At 68.7% G+C, this 16,452-nt stretch carries 17 protein-coding genes; 7 read left to right on the top strand and 10 right to left on the bottom strand.

What is annotated here, in order from left to right; genetic code table 11:
• Positions 1 to 9 precede the first annotated feature (9 nt).
• The gene (locus C7416_RS20140) at positions 10 to 690 is read right to left on the bottom strand and encodes a response regulator transcription factor (protein WP_111520565.1); all 681 of its coding nucleotides are present in this window, start codon (positions 688 to 690) and stop codon (positions 10 to 12) included.
• A 232-nt stretch (positions 691 to 922) separates the two neighbouring features.
• On the opposite strand from C7416_RS20140, the gene C7416_RS20135 reads away from it, so the two are divergent.
• Both C7416_RS20135 and C7416_RS20130 read left to right on the top strand, forming a co-directional pair.
• Positions 923 to 1,651: a response regulator transcription factor gene (locus tag C7416_RS20135; RefSeq protein ID WP_111520564.1), complete on the top strand. Its 729-nt coding sequence runs from the start codon at positions 923 to 925 to the stop codon at positions 1,649 to 1,651.
• Positions 1,648 to 2,409 (top strand): ATP-binding protein, encoded by a 762-nt coding sequence (locus C7416_RS20130; protein WP_111520563.1) that lies wholly within the window; start codon positions 1,648 to 1,650, stop codon positions 2,407 to 2,409. The genes C7416_RS20135 and C7416_RS20130 overlap by 4 nt, the downstream gene beginning before the upstream one ends.
• Positions 2,410 to 2,460: 51 nt before the next feature.
• Here C7416_RS20130 and C7416_RS20125 read toward each other — a convergent pair whose 3' ends face one another.
• The 4 genes from C7416_RS20125 to minC all read right to left on the bottom strand — a co-directional run bounded on the left by C7416_RS20125 (position 2,461) and on the right by minC (position 5,834).
• The gene (locus C7416_RS20125) at positions 2,461 to 3,540 is read right to left on the bottom strand and encodes a porin (RefSeq protein ID WP_111520562.1); all 1,080 of its coding nucleotides are present in this window, start codon (positions 3,538 to 3,540) and stop codon (positions 2,461 to 2,463) included.
• A 334-nt stretch (positions 3,541 to 3,874) separates the two neighbouring features.
• On the bottom strand, positions 3,875 to 4,129 hold the full coding sequence (gene minE, locus C7416_RS20120) for a cell division topological specificity factor MinE (RefSeq protein WP_012351386.1): 255 nt from the start codon (positions 4,127 to 4,129) through the stop codon (positions 3,875 to 3,877).
• A gap of 21 nt (positions 4,130 to 4,150) precedes the next feature.
• Positions 4,151 to 4,966 carry a septum site-determining protein MinD gene (gene minD / locus C7416_RS20115; protein ID WP_111520561.1) on the bottom strand — a complete coding sequence of 272 codons (816 nt, stop codon included), beginning with the start codon at positions 4,964 to 4,966 and terminating at the stop codon, positions 4,151 to 4,153.
• A gap of 67 nt (positions 4,967 to 5,033) precedes the next feature.
• On the bottom strand, positions 5,034 to 5,834 hold the full coding sequence (minC, locus tag C7416_RS20110) for a septum site-determining protein MinC (protein ID WP_111520560.1): 801 nt from the start codon (positions 5,832 to 5,834) through the stop codon (positions 5,034 to 5,036).
• Positions 5,835 to 6,052: 218 nt separating this feature from the next.
• Here minC and C7416_RS20105 point away from each other — a divergent pair, with 218 nt between their 5' ends.
• Both C7416_RS20105 and C7416_RS20100 read left to right on the top strand, forming a co-directional pair.
• On the top strand, positions 6,053 to 7,024 hold the full coding sequence (locus C7416_RS20105) for a magnesium and cobalt transport protein CorA (RefSeq protein ID WP_111520559.1): 972 nt from the start codon (positions 6,053 to 6,055) through the stop codon (positions 7,022 to 7,024).
• Positions 7,025 to 7,170: 146 nt separating this feature from the next.
• On the top strand, positions 7,171 to 7,872 hold the full coding sequence (locus C7416_RS20100) for a tetratricopeptide repeat protein (protein WP_111520558.1): 702 nt from the start codon (positions 7,171 to 7,173) through the stop codon (positions 7,870 to 7,872).
• A gap of 197 nt (positions 7,873 to 8,069) precedes the next feature.
• Here C7416_RS20100 and gatB read toward each other — a convergent pair whose 3' ends face one another.
• The 5 genes from gatB to gatC all read right to left on the bottom strand — a co-directional run bounded on the left by gatB (position 8,070) and on the right by gatC (position 13,114).
• Positions 8,070 to 9,527, bottom strand: coding sequence for an Asp-tRNA(Asn)/Glu-tRNA(Gln) amidotransferase subunit GatB (gene gatB, locus C7416_RS20095; protein WP_111520557.1), 1,458 nt, complete (start codon positions 9,525 to 9,527; stop codon positions 8,070 to 8,072).
• 89 nt (positions 9,528 to 9,616) lie between these two features.
• Positions 9,617 to 10,738: a dienelactone hydrolase family protein gene (locus tag C7416_RS20090; protein WP_111520556.1), complete on the bottom strand. Its 1,122-nt coding sequence runs from the start codon at positions 10,736 to 10,738 to the stop codon at positions 9,617 to 9,619.
• A 35-nt stretch (positions 10,739 to 10,773) separates the two neighbouring features.
• The gene (locus C7416_RS20085) at positions 10,774 to 11,232 is read right to left on the bottom strand and encodes a hypothetical protein (RefSeq protein ID WP_111520555.1); all 459 of its coding nucleotides are present in this window, start codon (positions 11,230 to 11,232) and stop codon (positions 10,774 to 10,776) included.
• 2 nt (positions 11,233 to 11,234) lie between these two features.
• Positions 11,235 to 12,740 carry an Asp-tRNA(Asn)/Glu-tRNA(Gln) amidotransferase subunit GatA gene (gatA, locus tag C7416_RS20080; protein WP_111520554.1) on the bottom strand — a complete coding sequence of 502 codons (1,506 nt, stop codon included), beginning with the start codon at positions 12,738 to 12,740 and terminating at the stop codon, positions 11,235 to 11,237.
• A gap of 74 nt (positions 12,741 to 12,814) precedes the next feature.
• Positions 12,815 to 13,114: an Asp-tRNA(Asn)/Glu-tRNA(Gln) amidotransferase subunit GatC gene (gene gatC / locus C7416_RS20075; protein ID WP_018006687.1), complete on the bottom strand. Its 300-nt coding sequence runs from the start codon at positions 13,112 to 13,114 to the stop codon at positions 12,815 to 12,817.
• Between the two features lie 612 nt (positions 13,115 to 13,726).
• On the opposite strand from gatC, the gene C7416_RS20070 reads away from it, so the two are divergent.
• From C7416_RS20070 to mreD, 3 genes are all read left to right on the top strand, one after another.
• Complete coding sequence (locus C7416_RS20070) at positions 13,727 to 14,770, top strand: rod shape-determining protein (RefSeq protein WP_008648066.1); 1,044 nt, start codon at positions 13,727 to 13,729, stop codon at positions 14,768 to 14,770.
• Positions 14,771 to 14,966: 196 nt separating this feature from the next.
• Positions 14,967 to 15,932 (top strand): rod shape-determining protein MreC, encoded by a 966-nt coding sequence (gene mreC, locus C7416_RS20065; RefSeq protein ID WP_111520553.1) that lies wholly within the window; start codon positions 14,967 to 14,969, stop codon positions 15,930 to 15,932.
• Positions 15,929 to 16,441: a rod shape-determining protein MreD gene (gene mreD / locus C7416_RS20060; protein ID WP_012351397.1), complete on the top strand. Its 513-nt coding sequence runs from the start codon at positions 15,929 to 15,931 to the stop codon at positions 16,439 to 16,441. The genes mreC and mreD overlap by 4 nt, the downstream gene beginning before the upstream one ends.
• The last annotated feature ends 11 nt before the right edge of the window (positions 16,442 to 16,452 follow it).

Raw genomic sequence — 16,452 nt, 5'->3', positions numbered from 1 at the left:
GCGGTCGCGCTAGGCCGCATCGAGCCGGCTCCCCAGCCCGTACACCGACGACAGCCGCACGCCGTTGTGCGGCCACAATGCCAGCTTGGTGCGCACCCGCGACAAGTGGCTGTCCACGGTGCGCGAGGCCGCGTCCATGTGATAGCGCCAGACCTGATCGACCATGGTCTGGCGCAGCACCAGCGAACCCAGGTTGCGGAACAGCAGCACCGCCAGGTCGAATTCCTTCGGGGCCAGCAGCACCGGCTTGCCCTGCACCCACACCTGCCGCTCCGCGGTGGCAAAGCGGAACGGCCCGTGTTCCAGGTCGCAGTCCGCGCTCGCCGGCCGCGCGCGGCGCAGCAGCGCCAGCACGCGCGCGGCCAGTTCCGCGGTGCGCAGCGGCTTGGGCACGTAGCTGTCCGCGCCCTGCGCCAGGCAGGCCGCGACAAAGCCTTCTTCGTTCGAGGCTCCGGTCAGCATCACCGGCATCTCGTGGCCCAAGGTGCGGCGCACCCACGCGAGCACCTCCAATGCCGGCAGGCCCGGCGTATCGCAATCCAGCATCAGCAGGTCGAACGACCGGCCGCGCAGCGCGCCGATCAGCGCGCGCCCGCTGAGGTAGCGCGTGCACTGGTGGCCGTTCAGGCGCAGGGTCTGTTCGATGCTGACGGCGAGGGTGGGGTCCGCCTGCAGCGCGGCGATCTTCACGGATGTGGCTCCTGTGCGCGGACGCACCGCAGTGCGCCGCCGGGATGGACACAGCTCGACAAACTGGTTTTGCGGGGTACGGGTCGGCCCGCAGCGAAGCCCATGGTAGGAGCGGCCTGCTGAGGCGAGAAGTAAAAGATTGTTGAAAGGCGAGATTGAGCGCTTTCCTATTCGGGCGGGCCGCGACACCGGATTAAATGTCCCGCTAATGGCCAGCTACGTCGGAGGCAACATGGGAAAGAAAACGGCATCGCGCATTGCATCGCTCGAGGACGCGCCCGCGGATGCGGCGCTGATCCGCCAGGTCGTCGCCAGCGCGGGATTCGAATGCGTCAGCTTCAGCGAAAGCCGGCGCCTGCTGCTGGCGCTGCGCGACGCCGGCTTCGACCTGCTGCTGCTGGACTGGCAGATGCCGGACCTGTCCGGGCGCGAGGTGCTGGCCTGGGTGCGCACCCACCTGGACCGGCGCATCCCGGTCATGTTCCTGAGCTGCCGCGATGCCGAGCACGATATCGTCAGCGCGCTCGCCGCCGGCGCCGATGACTACATGGTCAAGCCGATCCGCCCGGCCGAGCTGGCCGCGCGCATCGACTGCCTGCTGCGGCGCGCGTACCCCGCGCAGGCGTCGCCGCACGCGCCGCTGCGGCTGGGCGACTACGCCTTCGATTGCGCGTTGCGCCGGGTCACCTGCAACGGGCAGCCGATCGGCCTGACGCCCAAGGAGTTCGACCTCGCGGTGCTGCTGTTCCGCCACGAAGGCCGCATCGTCACGCGCGACCACATCACCGCCGCGGTCTGGGGCCGCGAGATCTCGCCGATGTCGCGCACCATCGATACCCACGTGTCGCGCGTGCGCAGCAAGCTGGGACTGCAGGCCGGGCACGGCATGCGGCTGACCCCGGTCTATACGCATGGCTACCGGCTGGAGCGCCTGGCACACACAGAACGGGCCGCGGCATGACGGCGCGCCAGTTGCGCCTTGCGCTGGTTGCCGCGGCGTTGTGTCTGGGCGGCTGCCGGCTGGTGCAACGAAGCCGCAGCGCTGCTGCGATGCCGGCGCCAGCAAGCGGCTGCGACGCGCGCGACCCGGCCGCCGTGCACGACATGCTGCTGCATGTGCTGGGCCATGACCTGCGCCAACCCAATGTCTCGCTGCTGGCGTGGCTGGCGCTGCGCCAGACCCGCTCGCAGGCCGATGCGGCGCTGCTGGCGCAGGTGGGCGGCCATGCGCGCCGCTCACTGCGCCATATCGATGACCTGAACCGGCTGCTGCGCGAAACCCGGCATGCCTACCGGATGCGGCGGATCGTCATGGAAACCCTGCTCGATGAAGCGCTGGACCGGGTCTGGACCGAAGCCGGCGAGGCCGGGATCCGGCTCGAACGCCCGGCCGGGCGTCTGCCGCGCGTGGGCGGCGACGCGGCGATGCTCGCCGCTACGCTGGAATGGCTGCTGAGCAGTGCCATCGGCGCGGCGGCGCAGGGCACGGCCTTGCGCACCGCGTGCCGCGGCCATGCCGGTGGCGTGGCGCTGTCGATCGTGTTCCAGCCTGCCGATGACGCGGGCGCCGCGCAACTGGCCCGGCCCGGACCCGCGCTGCTGTGCGCGCAGCGCGTGGTGGCGCGCCATGGCGGGCTGCTGGTGCCGCTGCAGTCGATGCAGGGCGAAGCCGCGCAGGCCGGCTGGTACCTGTGGCTCCGACGCCGGCCGCGCCCATGAAAAAAGGCACCCGAAGGTGCCTTTTGCCAGGGACTGCCGATCAGGTATCGATCAGAAGATGTGGCGGATACCGATGGCAGCGCCGGTCTGGTTGTTACGGCCCGGCATTTCGGTGATGGTGCCGCCCGAAACCTTGTTGAAGTCAACCGTACCGTAGACCTGGGTGCGCTTCGACAGCGAGTACTCGGCCAGCAGCACGCCGGTGTAGCGGCGGCCGTTGTTGTCGTTCACGCCGTTGACGTTTTCGACGTAGTCACCGTAGAACACGCCGGTCAGCGCCAGGGCCGGGGTGGCCTGGTAGGTCACGCCGATGTAGCCGATGGTGTCCTTGCGCGGGTTGGCTGCGGCGCTGCCGCCAGCCGGGATCGGGTTCAGCGTGGCGCCGCCCGTGAAGTTCAGCGAGGCATCCACCGAACCGGTGCGGTCCTTGCCGCCGATGTAACCCAGGAACACCTTGGCCGGCCCGATCGAGTACTTACCGGCAGCGCCCCACATCTGCTGCTTCTCGCCGGTGAGATTACGCACTTCCTGGTACACGCCGCCGATGCCGAACGGACCGAAGGTGTACGCGGCGCGAGCGCCCCAGTACTGGTTCTGGCTCATGCTGCCAGCCTGCTCACCGAAGCCGTAGCTGGCGCCGACGTCCAGGCCGCCGAACTTGCCGCCGTAGCTGATGACGTTGTCGTTACGGAAGTTGGTCAGGAAGAACGGCCAGGCGTTGTTGGTGTAGTTGCCGATGGTCAGCGGATCGTAGTCGCCGAAGAAATTAAAGCCTTCGGTGTACTGGCGGCCCAGCTTGATCGTGCCGAAGTCACCGCTCAGGCCCACGTAGGCCTGACGACCGAACAGGCGGCCATTCTGGTTGGCGCGGCCGGTGTCCGGATCGAAGCCGTTTTCCAGCTGGAAGATCGCCTTCAGGTTGTTGCCCAGGGCTTCGCTGCCCTTGATGCCCCAGCGGCTGTTGGTGACGGCGCCGTTGGTCAGTTCCCACGAGTTGTCATTGTTGGCGTTCGCGTTCGTCTGGAAGCGGATGCTCTGGTCGACGATACCGTACAGGGTGACGGAGGTTTGTGCGAAAGCCGAACCTGCCAACAGGCTGCCGGCTGCGAGGACGATGGCCGATTTCTTCATGGTGCTCCTTTTCTGTCTTGTACTGTGCCCCTCGCCGGATCACGGCGGGGATAAGGTCTACGTTTCGTGTAAACGCCGCGAAAATTTAACAAAACGTAAGGAACAAGGACACAAAACTCCGTGGAGCCGCGCTTTCAAGCAGGAAATTGGTGCAATTCCGTTGTCAGGCCGCTACAGAATTCTGCATTTGGGTGATACGGCAGCGTAGCGGAGAAGCCTCGGTACCGCGCTGGCACGGCGGCTGGGCATGGGAAGCGCCAGGCGGGAAGGCGCAAGAAGGGGCGGGGCAGAGAGCCCCGCGGGGGCATGGACCCGGCGTCGCCGGGTCCCGTGCTCAGTGCTGCGGGATCTCGATCTTGACCTCGAGCACCTCGAGGTTGTCCTGGCGTTCCAGGCTGACGCGCAGGTCCTGGTCGCCGATCTTGACGTACTTGGAGATCACCGCCACCAGCTCGCGCTGCAGCGCGGGCAGGTAGTCGGCGGGGGCGGAATGGCCGGTGCGCTCGTGCGCCAGGATGATCTGCAGCCGCTCCTTGGCGACCGACGCGGACTTCTTCTTCTCTCCCAGCAGGAAGGAAAGGATCGACATGGGGTGAGCCCTCCTTGACCGTTACTTGTTGCCGAAGATGCGCGAGAACAGCCCCGGCTTCTGGTAGTCGGTGAAACGCATCGGCTTGTCCTTGCCGAGGAAGCGGTCCACCACGTCGCTGTAGGCGTCGGACACGTCGCTGCCTTCCAGGTGGATGGCGGGCGTGCCCTGGTTGGAGGCGTGCAGCACCGCTTCCGATTCCGGCACCACGCCGATCAGCTTGATGCGCAGGATTTCCTGGATGTCGGTCAGCGACAGCATCTCGCCGCCATGCACGCGCTTGGGGTTGTAGCGGGTGATCAGCAGGTGTTCCTTGATCGGATCGCCGCCTTCGCTGGCGCGCTTGGTCTTGGACGCCAGGATGCCGAGGATGCGGTCCGAATCGCGCACCGACGACACCTCCGGGTTGGTCACGATCAGCGCCTCGTCGGCGAAATACATGGCCATCAGCGCGCCCGATTCGATGCCGGCGGGCGAGTCGCAGACGATGTATTCGAAATCCATCTCGATCAGGCCGTCGATCACCTTTTCGACGCCCTCGCGCGTCAGCGCATCCTTGTCGCGCGTCTGCGACGCCGGCAGGATGAACAGGTTCTCGCACTTCTTGTCCTTGATCAGCGCCTGGCGCAGGTTGGCTTCGCCCTGCACCACGTTGATCAGGTCATAAACCACGCGGCGCTCGCAACCCATGATCAGGTCGAGGTTGCGCAGGCCGACGTCGAAGTCGATCACGGCAGTCTTGTGGCCACGCAGGGCCAGGCCGGCGGCAAAGCTGGCGCTGGTGGTGGTCTTGCCGACGCCTCCCTTGCCGGAGGTCACAACGATGATTTTTGCCATGGCTCTTTGGTCCAGTAATAAGTTGAAGCTTGCGCTCTCTATGATCCGGTCTCGATGCGCGCCGCGGCTACTTGAGCCGCAGCGCTTCGAGGATCAGTTTTTCATCGGCCAGGCGCACCTGGGCGGTCTTGCCGTGCACATCGGCCGGCAGCGTCTGCTCCGCGGTCCGGTAGATGCCGGCGATGGAAATCAGTTCGGGCTCCATGCACGTGCTGAAGATGCGCGCGGCGATGTTGCCCTTGACGCCCGCCAGCGCGCGGCCGCGCAGCGGGGCATAGATATGGATGTTGCCTTCGGCGATGACCTCGGCACCGTAGCTGACCACGTCCATGATGACCACGTCGCCATGCGCATAGACCTGCTGGCCGGAGCGCAGCGGCTTGTCGATCAGCAGCGTCTGGGTCTGGCGTACGGCTGCGGCTACGGCGGCGTCGGTGGCTGCCTGGGCCGCGGCGCGGGCGGCTTCCTCGCGCGCCGCCTGCTCGGCGGCGGCCTGTTCCGCGGCGGCAGCGGCCTTGGCTTCGGCGGCGCGCTCGGTGGCGCCGCTGCGGCGGGCCTGGCTGTCGAGCAGCGGCAGGCCGAAGCGCTCGGCCCACTCGCGCTGGCCGGCGCGGGCCACCACGCCGATGGCGCGGGCCTTGAGCGTGGCCAGCGTGTCGATCACGGTGCCGAGCGCGACTTCGCTGTCGTCGTCGAGCGCGCGCAGGTCCAGCGCGATCACGTCATTGGAGAAGAAGTCGGGAGTGGCTTCGAAGCGGGTGAGGAGGTCATCCCGCAGCGCAGCCATGTCGGCGGTCTGGAGGGCGAGAAGGAGGGCGTCGACGTTGCCACTGCGCAGCTCGAAGCGTGGCGTTTTCTTCTGGTACATAGCCGGGTGACCGTGGAAATGCCACATTCTAACGTTGTATCTGTCGCGAACTGTAACAATTGGATCGATATGTACCGCAGGTGGCGCGTGGGCTCCATGTGCGCACCGGTGGCGCGGCGCAAGTGTGGCCGGCGCGGCTTGCAGGGACCCGGCACCGCGCGGCGCGGGCATCGTGCAAAGCCTTGTTACGATTGCGCCATCTGATCAGCGGAGTTTCCATGGGCGCCATCGTCAATTGCGTGGCCTACCGGCAGGGCAAGCGGCTCGGCACGGTGGGCATGGAGGAGATCCCGACGGTGCTGGCGGTGCCTGGCACCTTCGTCTGGCTGGGCCTGCACGAGCCCGACCTGGCGCTGCTGCGGCAGGCGCAGCAGGCCTTCGGCCTGCACGACCTCGCGGTCGAAGACGCGACCAACGCGCACCAGCGGCCCAAGCTCGAGGCCTACGGCGATTCCGTGTTCGTGGTGCTCAACACCGCGCAGCTGGTGCAGGACGAAGTCGTGGTCGGCGAGACCCACTTGTTCGTCGGCCCCAACTACGTGGTCTCGGTTCGCCATGGGGCCAGCAGCACCTATACGCCGGTGCGCGAGCGCTGCGAACACGATCCGCACGGCCTGGCCAACGGGCCTGGCTATGTGTTGTACGCGCTGATGGACTTCGTCGTCGACCACTACCTGCCCATCGTCACGCGCCTGGAGGACAACTTCGAGGCGCTCGAGCAGGGCATCTTCCGCGACGAGTTCGACCGCGCCGCGATCGAGCGCCTGTACCAGGTCAAGCGCCAGGTGCTGCGCCTGCGCAATGCGGTCAGCCCGGTCGAGGACATGTGCGGCCAGCTGATCCGGCTGCATGAGGAACTGGTGCCGAAGGAGCTGCGCGCCTACTTCCGCGATATCGAGGACCACGCCAGCCGGCTGGTGCGCACGCTCGACGTGGTGCGTGAAATGCTGACCACGGCGGTGCAGGTCAACCTGGCGCTGGTGACCGTCGGCCAGAACGAAGTGGTCAAGCGGCTCGCCGGCTGGGGCGCGATCCTGGCGATCCCGACGGTGGTGTTCAGCCTGTACGGGATGAACTTCGATTTCATGCCCGAGCTGAAGGTCCACTACGCTTATCCGGCGGTGATCGGCGTGACCGCGGTGGCCTGCGGCGCGCTGTGGCGGCGGCTGCACCGCGCGGGGTGGATCTGAGCCAGGGTTTTGGTTTATTGGTGCGACGAATGATCGGATCGGGAATTTTCCGCCGGTTGATTATTCGCGTAGATAATCCGGTCGCTACCGGGCACCTCGGCGGACTCCTACACTGAAGCAAAGAAGGCCCCGCGCCGGAGTCCGCCATGTCGAAAGCCCGTTTCCCGCATGCCGCCTTGCTGGCCGGCGCGCTTTGCGCGTGGCTGGTGTTGCCACCCGCCGCCGCGGCACCGCAGCCGCCCGCTCCGGCGCAGGCGCAGACCCGTGACGCTGTCGCAGCCTACGAGTCCGGCCGCTTCGACGAGGCCCTGCGGGGTTTCTCCACCGCCGCGCGCCAGGGCAACCGCCTCGCGCAGTTCAACTACGCGATGATGCTGCTGCGCGGCGAGGGCACTGCCGCGCAGCCGCAGGAGGCGCTGGTGTGGCTGCGCAAGGCGGCCGACAACGGCATGACCCACGCGCAATACACCTGGGGCGACCTGTACGAGCGCGGCCAGCTGGTGCCGAAATCGCTGGAAGAGGCGAATCGCTGGTACGAGCGCGCGGCGCAGGGCGGCCACGTGCAGGCGCAGATGGAACTGGCGACGAACTACTTCACCGGCCGCGGCGTGCCGCGCGACTACGCGCAGGCGTTTGCGTGGTACCAGCGCGCGGCGAGCGCGGGGAATGGCGGCGCGCAGTACATCGTCGGCAGCTTTTATGAGCGTGGCGAGCCCGGCGTGGTCGACCGGGATCTCGAGCAGGCGAAGATCTGGTACGCACGCTCCGCGGCCCACGGGGATCCGGGGGCGCTGGCGAAGCTGAGGTCTTTGCTGGAGGAGACGGTGAGGGGGAGGGCGGGGATGTGACGGGCGTATCGGTGTATGCAACGCCTTAGTGGACCGTTGGCGTGCTCCCTCTCCCGCTTGCGGGAGAGGGTTGGGGAGAGGGCCGGAGCGTCATACGAAGTCATGCTTGTGGTATGCCAGCGCCTGCCCTCTCCCCCCGCCCCTCTCCCGCAAGCGGGAGAGGGGAGCAAACAAGCGGGATAGACAGGACTGGAGCCTCACCCCAGCTTCTTCCTCAGCAACTCATTCACCTGCGCCGGATTCGCCTTGCCCTTGGTCGCCTTCATCGCCTGCCCGACCAGCGCGTTGAACGCCTTTTCCTTGCCGGAGCGGAATTCCTCGACGGACTTGGCATTGGCGGCCAGCACGTCGTCGATGATCTTTTCCAGCTCGCCGCTGTCGGACATCTGCTTCAGGCCCTTGGCCGCGATGATGGCGTCGGCGTCGCCGCCGTGCTCGCCCGCCCACATGGCCGGGAACACGTCCTTCTTGGCGGTGTTGTTCGACACCGTGCCGTCGGCGATGCGCGTGAGCAGCTTGGCCAGTTGCGCCGGCGTGACCGGGGCCGCGTCGATGGCGATGCCTTCGCGGTTCAGTTGCGAGGCCACGTCGCCCATCAGCCAGTTGGCGGCGGGCTTGGCGCTGGCGTTGCCCGCGCCGGCGACCACGGCTTCGAAGTAGGCGGCATAGGCCTTGGTCGCGGTCAGCATGGTGGCGTCGTACGCCGACAGGCCGTATTGCGAGACAAAGCGCGCCTGCATCGCCGCCGGCAGCTCCGGCAGTTCGCCGCGCACGCGCTCGATCCAGCCGGCGTCGATCTCCAGCGGCATCAGGTCCGGGTCGGGGAAGTAGCGGTAGTCGTGCGCGTCTTCCTTGGTACGCATGGCGCGGGTTTCGCCGGTATCCGGGTCGAACAGCACGGTGGCCTGCTGGATCTTGCGGCCGTCCTCGATCTCGGCGATCTGCCACTGCACCTCGTATTCGATGGCCTGTTGCAGGAAGCGGAACGAGTTCAGGTTCTTGATCTCGCGGCGGGTGCCGAATTCCTTCTGGCCGAGCGGGCGCACCGACACGTTGGCGTCGCAGCGGAAGCTGCCTTCCTGCATATTGCCGTCGCAGATGCCCAGCCACACCACCAGCGAATGCAGCGCCTTGGCGTAGGCCACCGCCTCGGCGGCGCTGCGCATGTCGGGCTCGGTGACGATTTCCAGCAGCGGCGTGCCGGCACGGTTCAGGTCGATGCCGGTCATGCCGGCAAAGTCCTCGTGCAGCGACTTGCCCGCGTCTTCTTCCAGGTGCGCGCGCGTCAGGTTGACGGTCTTCTCGTAGGACTCGCCCTGCTTGCCCTCGACCTGGATGGTGATGGTGCCGCCCTGTACCACCGGGATCTCGTACTGGCTGATCTGGTAGCCCTTGGGCAGGTCGGGGTAGAAGTAGTTCTTGCGCGCAAAGACGCTGCGCGGCGCGATGGTGGCGCCGATCGCCAGGCCGAACTGGATCGCGCGCTCGACCGCGCCCTGGTTGAGCACCGGCAGCACGCCCGGCAGCGCCAGGTCCACCGGCGATGCCTGCGTGTTGGCCTCGGCGCCGAAGGCGGTGGAGGTGCCGGAAAAAATCTTGGAGGCCGTCGACAGCTGCGCGTGCGTTTCGAGGCCGATCACCACTTCCCATTGCATGGCGGTATTCCTGTTCGGTTCTTTCGGTGTTGTCTGTTGCGAGGGAGCGGCAGCGCCGCCCCGGTGTTCTGTCTGGTCTTGCGTGGCGGTCAGGGGTCGGGACTGGCCAGCCAGGAGTCGAGCTGCGCCAGCGCGGCCACGCGCGCCACCGCGTCGCCGCCGACGGTAACGCTCTGGCCCTTGCGCATGGCGGCGGCGGGCACGTCGGTGCGCCGATGCAGCTCGCTGGTGCCGTCGAAGCCGTGATAGGCGCCGGGGTAGATCTCCAGCCGGAAGCGCGCGCCGGGCTGGCGCGCCTGCACCGCGCTCTGCAGCATGGCGCAGCGGGTCGCCGGGGTCCAGTCGTCGGCGCCGCCGATCATCAGCAGCAGCGGCGAGCGCAGGCGGAAGCTGTGCTGCTGCACCGCGCGCTTGCAGCCCGGATAGAACGCCACCGCGCGCTCGACCAGCGGCGTGCCGGCCGGCCACGGGCGGCTGGCGTCGACGGTGGCCAGCACCGCCTGCGCGCCGTTCGACCAGCCCAGCAGCACGATGCGCGACGCGTCCACGGCGGGTTGCTGCGCCACCCAGCGCAGCGCGGCGAGCGCGTCGGCGCGGCGGGTGCGGTCGTCGATGGCGCGGTTGTCGATGGGCTCGGCGCAGATGCCGTGCGGCTTGCCGCGCGCGCTGAAGCTGTCTGGCATCAGCACCGCGTAGCCGCGCTCGGTGAGCCAGTGCGCGTATTCGCGGTAGCGTTGCTGCAGCAGCGCGGCAACATCTGTGGTGTCGGTGCCCGTTGCGGCGGTGCTGCCGTCGCGCGCGGCGCGCTGCGCCAGCAGGCCGCCGCAGCCATGCAGCGCCACCACCACCGGCAGCGCGCGCGGCGTGGTGCCTTCGCGCGGCAGGAACCAGTAGGCGGTCAGCGCCGGCGTGGCGGCATCGCCGCGCAGCTGGACCCGTTGCGCGGGCACGGGTGCGATTGCCGCTTTGGTTGCCGCGGCCGCGGCTGCCGATGAGGCGGGCGCGGCCCGGCTCACGGCGTTTGGCGCCAGCACGCCCGCCGGCGTCAGCGGTGCCGGCGCGTCCAGCGCGGGAGCCGGCAGGTCTGGCGTATGCGCCGCGGCGCCGGCCAGCCACGCGCTAAGGCCTAGCGCCACCGCGGCGCGCAGCCACGCGCCCGCCGGACGGGCGGCGCGCGGCGCGTGTTGCGGAGGGATGTGGGCGTGGACCATGGCCGGCTGCTGTGGCTTCGGTGGCTGAAGTAGCTTCAGCGCGTGCGGGCGCACGCGCCGGTGCCCGGCTCGAACATCACCGGCCAGGCCTCTTCATAGATGCCGGGGGTGCAGCGCTGCTGGCAGTTGGCGTGCGCCAGCGTGACGCGGCGCGGGTCCTGCCAGACCATCAGCTTGCAGCCGCTGCCATCGTTGGCGCGCAGCTCGATATGCGGCTTCTTCTGGACCTGGCGGAAATCCGCCAGGTTGAAGCTGCACGAGCCGCGCTTGCCGACCCACAGCTTCCACGACAACTGCTGCACGCTGTTGTCCGCAATGCGCAGCTGCGCGTCTTCGCGGAAGCCGTCTTCCTCGGTGCGGCGGCAGTCCCCGGCCAGGTCGATGTCGCGGCTGGCGATGGGCGTGGGCTTGCCGATGATCGGCAGCTGGATGCAGCCCGCCACCAGCGCGGCAAGTGCGGCGGCGGCAAGCAGGCGGAGTAGGGAGCGGGTCATGGTCAGGCCTTGGCCGGGCGGCGCAGGTGCCAGTCGGTCGCCTGCTGGAACGCATGCGCGGCCTGCAGCAGGCGCGCTTCGTCGAAGTAGTTGCCGATCAGCTGCAGGCCCACGGGCATGTTGCCCGCGCCGAAGCCGCACGGCACGCTCATGCCGGGCAGCCCGGCCAGGCTGGTCGACAGCGTGAAGATATCGGCCAGGTACATCTGCACCGGGTCCGAGGTCTTCTCGCCCAGCTTCCACGCCACCGTCGGCGCCACCGGGCCCATGATCACGTCGCACTGGGCAAAGGCGCGCTGGAAGTCGTCGGCGATGATGCGGCGGATCTTCTGCGCCTGCAGGTAGTAGGCGTCGTAGTAGCCGTGCGACAGCACGTAGGTGCCGACCATGATGCGGCGCTTGACCTCGGCGCCAAAGCCTTCGGCGCGGGTCTTCTTGTACATGTCGAGCAGGTCGCGGTATTCGGCGGCGCGGTGGCCGTAGCGCACGCCGTCGAAGCGCGACAGGTTGGACGAGGCCTCGGCCGGCGCGATCACGTAGTACACCGGGATCGACAGCTCGGTCTTGGGCAGCGACACCTCGACCAGCGTCGCGCCCAGCTTCTCGTACTCGGCCAGCGCGGCGCGCACGGCCTGCTCGACGTCGGCCGCCAGGCCCTTGCCGAAGTACTCCTTCGGCAGGCCGATGCGCAGGCCCGCCAGCGGGCGCTCGGCGGTGGCGCCGGCGCGCGGCTGGCCCAGCAGGCGGGTGTAGTCCTCGTCCACGCCGCCCTGCGCGGGCGGGATGCTGGTCGAGTCCTTCGGGTCGAAGCCGGCCATGGCGTTGAGCAGCAGCGCGCAGTCCTCGGCGGTGTGGGCCATCGGGCCGCCCTGGTCCAGCGACGAGGCAAAGGCGATCATGCCGTAGCGCGACACGCGGCCGTAGGTCGGCTTGATGCCGGTGATGCCCGAGAACGATGCCGGCTGGCGGATCGAGCCGCCGGTGTCGGTGCCGGTGGCGGCGGGCGCGAGGCCGGCGGCGACCGCCGCGGCCGAGCCGCCCGACGAGCCGCCGGGCACGCGGCTGGCGTCCCAGGGGTTGCGCACCGGGCCGAAATGCGAGTTCTCGTTGGACGAGCCCATCGCGAATTCGTCCATGTTGGTCTTGCCCAGCGTGACCATGCCGGCGGCGGCCATGCGCTCGACCACGGTGGCGTCGAACGGGCTTTCATAGTTGCCCAGCATCTTCGAGCCGGCGGTGGCGCGCCAGCCGCGCGTGACGAACACATCCTTGTGCGCGACCGGCACGCCGGTCAGCGGCGCGGCCTCGCCGCGCGCGCGGCGTGCGTCGGCGGCGCGGGCCTGGGCCAGGGTCAGCTCGGCATCGACGTGGATAAAGGCGTTGAGCGCGGCGGCCTGCTCGATGCGGGCCAGGTACTCGCGCGCGAGTTCCTCGGCGGAGACGGTGCGCGCGGCCAGGGCGTCGGCAAGCTGGCGCAGGGAAGTCACGGAATCAGCGGAAAAGGGCATGACAGTCGGTTGGCATCAGGGGTGTGGTACTGGCGGGCGACCGTGGCGCGCGGCGGCACGGGCCGGGGCAAGGGTCATTCGATGACCTTGGGCACCAGGTACAGGCCGTTTTCGGTGGCCGGCGCGGGGCGCTGGTAGTCGGCGCGGCGGTCGGCTTCGGTGACCACGTCCTCGCGCAGGCGCTGGACCATGTCGCGCACCGCCGACAGCGGATGCGCCAGCGGCTCGATGCCGGTGGTATCGACCGCCTGCATCTGCTCGACCAGCGAGAAAAAGTTGTTCAGCTGCGCAAGCGTCTGGGCGGCCTCGTCATCGCTGGTTTCGATGCGGGCGAGGTGGGCAATGCGCTTGACGTCGGATAGGTCGAGGGCCATGGCGTGGTGGGTCGATGCTCGGATGCTCGGATACTGGGATACGAAGGGCGGCGCGGGCTGCGCCGGCAGCTGGCTTGCGGTGCCGCTGCGTCGTGTGGCCCGCAGCCTGACCGCAGGCGCCGGAAGGACACCCCGCAGTCGTCAGAATTGCAGGTATTTTCAGGCTGTAAACGCCCGAAGTCGCCAGAATTATAAGGTATCATTGCGAGTTACCGACCTTTGGCAACGCCTACGCCACATGGCCTGCGGCCGGCGCCTCCGCGCCCGGTGTCCGAAGGCGCCCGAAGGGCAAACCTGGGTCCTCTGATTAGGCCTTGCCGCCGGTCCCCGCATGCTGCGCGACAGCCAGCATGATGCGCCGGCGCCTGCACATTTCCGCGAACTTTTCGGCGGGGTCTAATCAAAGGTTCCCGTAGGGCCGGCGCGCGCGGTGCGCCGGCGGTGCCGAACCCGTTCCCATCCGGCCGGACAGCCTCCGGTCCGGGCGGCGGGCGGAGCGGGAAGCCGAGAACCATTCCGTATTCAACGCAACACAACCCATTTCGTGGCCGGGCCGCTCGCGGCGCCGGCCGCTTCGCCTACCCGCGAACACCATCACAGACAGGATTCCTGATGTTCGGATTTCTCCGCAGCTACTTCTCCAACGACCTGGCGATCGACCTCGGCACCGCCAACACGCTGATCTACATGCGCGACAAGGGCATCGTGCTGGACGAGCCCTCGGTCGTCGCGATCCGCCAGGAGGGCGGCCCCAACGCCAAGAAGACCATCACGGCAGTGGGCAAGGAAGCCAAGCAGATGCTGGGCAAGGTGCCGGGCAATATCGAGGCGATCCGCCCGATGAAGGACGGCGTGATCGCCGACTTCACCGTGACCGAGCAGATGCTCAAGCAATTCATCAAGATGGTGCATGACAGCAAGCTGCTGCGCCCGAGCCCGCGCATCATCATCTGCGTGCCGTGCGGCTCGACCCAGGTCGAGCGCCGCGCCATCCGCGAATCGGCGCTGGGCGCCGGCGCCAGCCAGGTCTACCTGATCGAGGAGCCGATGTCGGCCGCGATCGGCGCCGGCCTGCCGGTGTCGGAGCCGTCGGGCTCGATGGTGGTCGATATCGGCGGCGGCACCACCGAGGTCGGCATCATCTCGCTGGGCGGCATGGTCTACAAGGGCTCGGTGCGCGTCGGCGGCGACAAGTTCGACGAGGCCATCGTCAACTACATCCGCCGCAACTACGGCATGCTGATCGGCGAGCAGACCGCCGAGGCGATCAAGAAGGAAATCGGCTCGGCCTTCCCGGGCTCCGAGGTCCGCGAGATGGAAGTCAAGGGCCGCAACCTGTCCGAGGGCATCCCGCGCGCCTTCACGGTGTCGTCCAACGAAATCCTCGAAGCGCTGACCGATCCGCTCAACCAGATCGTGTCGGCGGTCAAGATCGCGCTGGAACAGACCCCGCCCGAACTGGGCGCCGACATCGCCGAGCGCGGCATGATGCTGACCGGCGGCGGCGCGCTGCTGCGCGACCTGGACCGCCTGCTGGCGGAAGAAACGGGCCTGCCGGTGCTGGTCGCCGAAGACCCGCTGACCTGCGTGGTGCGCGGCTCCGGCATGGCGCTGGAACGCATGGACAAGCTCGGCAGCATCTTCTCCTACGAGTAAGAAGGACGCTCACGTGGCGATGCGCGGCCTGCCGGATCGACCGATCATGGCGGCGTCGCGGCGCCGCATCCGCCGGGGCCCGGCCCTGGCAGCTCCCGCCGCCCGACCGTGCCGCGCCTGTCCCCGCCAGGGGCCTGGGTGCGGCAAGGCGGGCGGCGGGGCGTTTCCGCGTGGCCTCCGGCCTTTGTTCGGGTAAATGGATTACTCCCCTCCGCCGCTCTTCAAGCAAGGCACCTCGGCCGTCGCCAGGCTGGTCCTGTACGTGGGCATCGCGCTGGCGCTGCTGGTGGTCGACGCCCGTTTCGACGCGCTGCGCGTGGGCCGGCAGGTGGCCGCCACCGTGCTGATGCCGGTCGAGCGCCTGGTGCTGGCGCCGCGCGACGCGCTGCGCACCATGTTCGACTACGCCCAGTCGTCGGCGACGCTCGCCACCGAGAACCGCGAGCTGCGCCAGAACGCGGTGCAGCAGGCGCAGGCGTCGGTGCGCCAGGCGCAGCTCGAGGCCGAGAACAACCAGCTGCGCAAGCTGCTCGGGCTGGCGCAGCAGTCGGCCACGCCGGTGACGGCGGCCGAGATCCTGTATGACGCGCGCGACCCTTACAGCCAGCGCATCGTGATCGACAAGGGCAGCCAGCACGGCCTGCGCGCCGGCTACCCGGTGATCGACGAGCGCGGCGTGGTGGGGCAGGTCACGCGCGTGTCGCCGTTCCAGTCCGAGGTGACGCTGCTGACCGACAAGGACCAGGCGATTCCGGTGCAGGTGGTGCGCAACGGCCTGCGCAGCGTGGCCTTCGGCGGCGCGCGCGCCGGCCACCTCGACCTGCGCTTCATGGCCGCCGCCGCCGACCTGCAGCAGGGCGACCTGCTGGTGACCTCGGGCCTGGACGGCACCTATCCGCCGGGCCTGCCGGTGGCCAGGATCGTGCAGATCGAGCGCAAGGCCGATACCGCGTTCTCGCGCGTCTATTGCGAGCCGGTGGCCGGCGTGCGCGCGCACCGCCAGCTGCTGGTGGTGCGCTACGACGCCGCCATCCCGGCGCGCGAAGCGGTCGAGGCCCGGCCGGAGGCGCCGGTCAAGGGCGCCAAGTCCGCCGCGGCGCGCGCCGCCGCCGACAGCGCCGCGGCCGGCAAGGCCGCGCCCGCCAAGGAGGCAACACGGTGACCAATCCCCAATACCTGCTGCGGCCGGTCAACCCGGCCTTCATCGCCTTCAGCTTCGTGCTGGCGTTCCTGTTCAACCTGATGCCGTGGGGCACCACGCTGTGGATCCCGGACATGGTGGCGCTGGTGCTGGTGTTCTGGAATATCCACCAGCCGCGCAAGGTGGGCATGGGCGTGGCCTTCCTGCTGGGCCTGCTGATGGACGTGCACGATGCCCGGCTGCTGGGCGAACACGCGCTGGCGTACACGCTGCTGGCCTACTTCGCCATCACCATCCACCGCCGCGTGCTGTGGTTCACGGTCTATACCCAGGCGCTGCACGTGCTGCCGCTGCTGTTCATCGCGCACGCGGTGCCGGTGCTGATCAGGCTGGCCATGGGGGCGCCGCTGCCCGGCTGGCCGCTGCTGCTGGCGCCGGCGATCGAGGCACTGCTGTGGCCGCTCGCCACCAGCCTGCTGCTGGCGCCGCAGCGCCGCTCGACCGATGTCGACGAGACCCGGCCGATCTGACGCCGCCCTCG

Source organism: Cupriavidus phytorum (assembly GCF_003254285.1).
Taxonomy (GTDB): Bacteria; Pseudomonadota; Gammaproteobacteria; order Burkholderiales; family Burkholderiaceae; genus Cupriavidus; species Cupriavidus phytorum.
The sequence above is the reverse complement of the archived record's forward strand: the minus strand, read 5'-3'. Positions and strand labels throughout refer to the sequence as shown.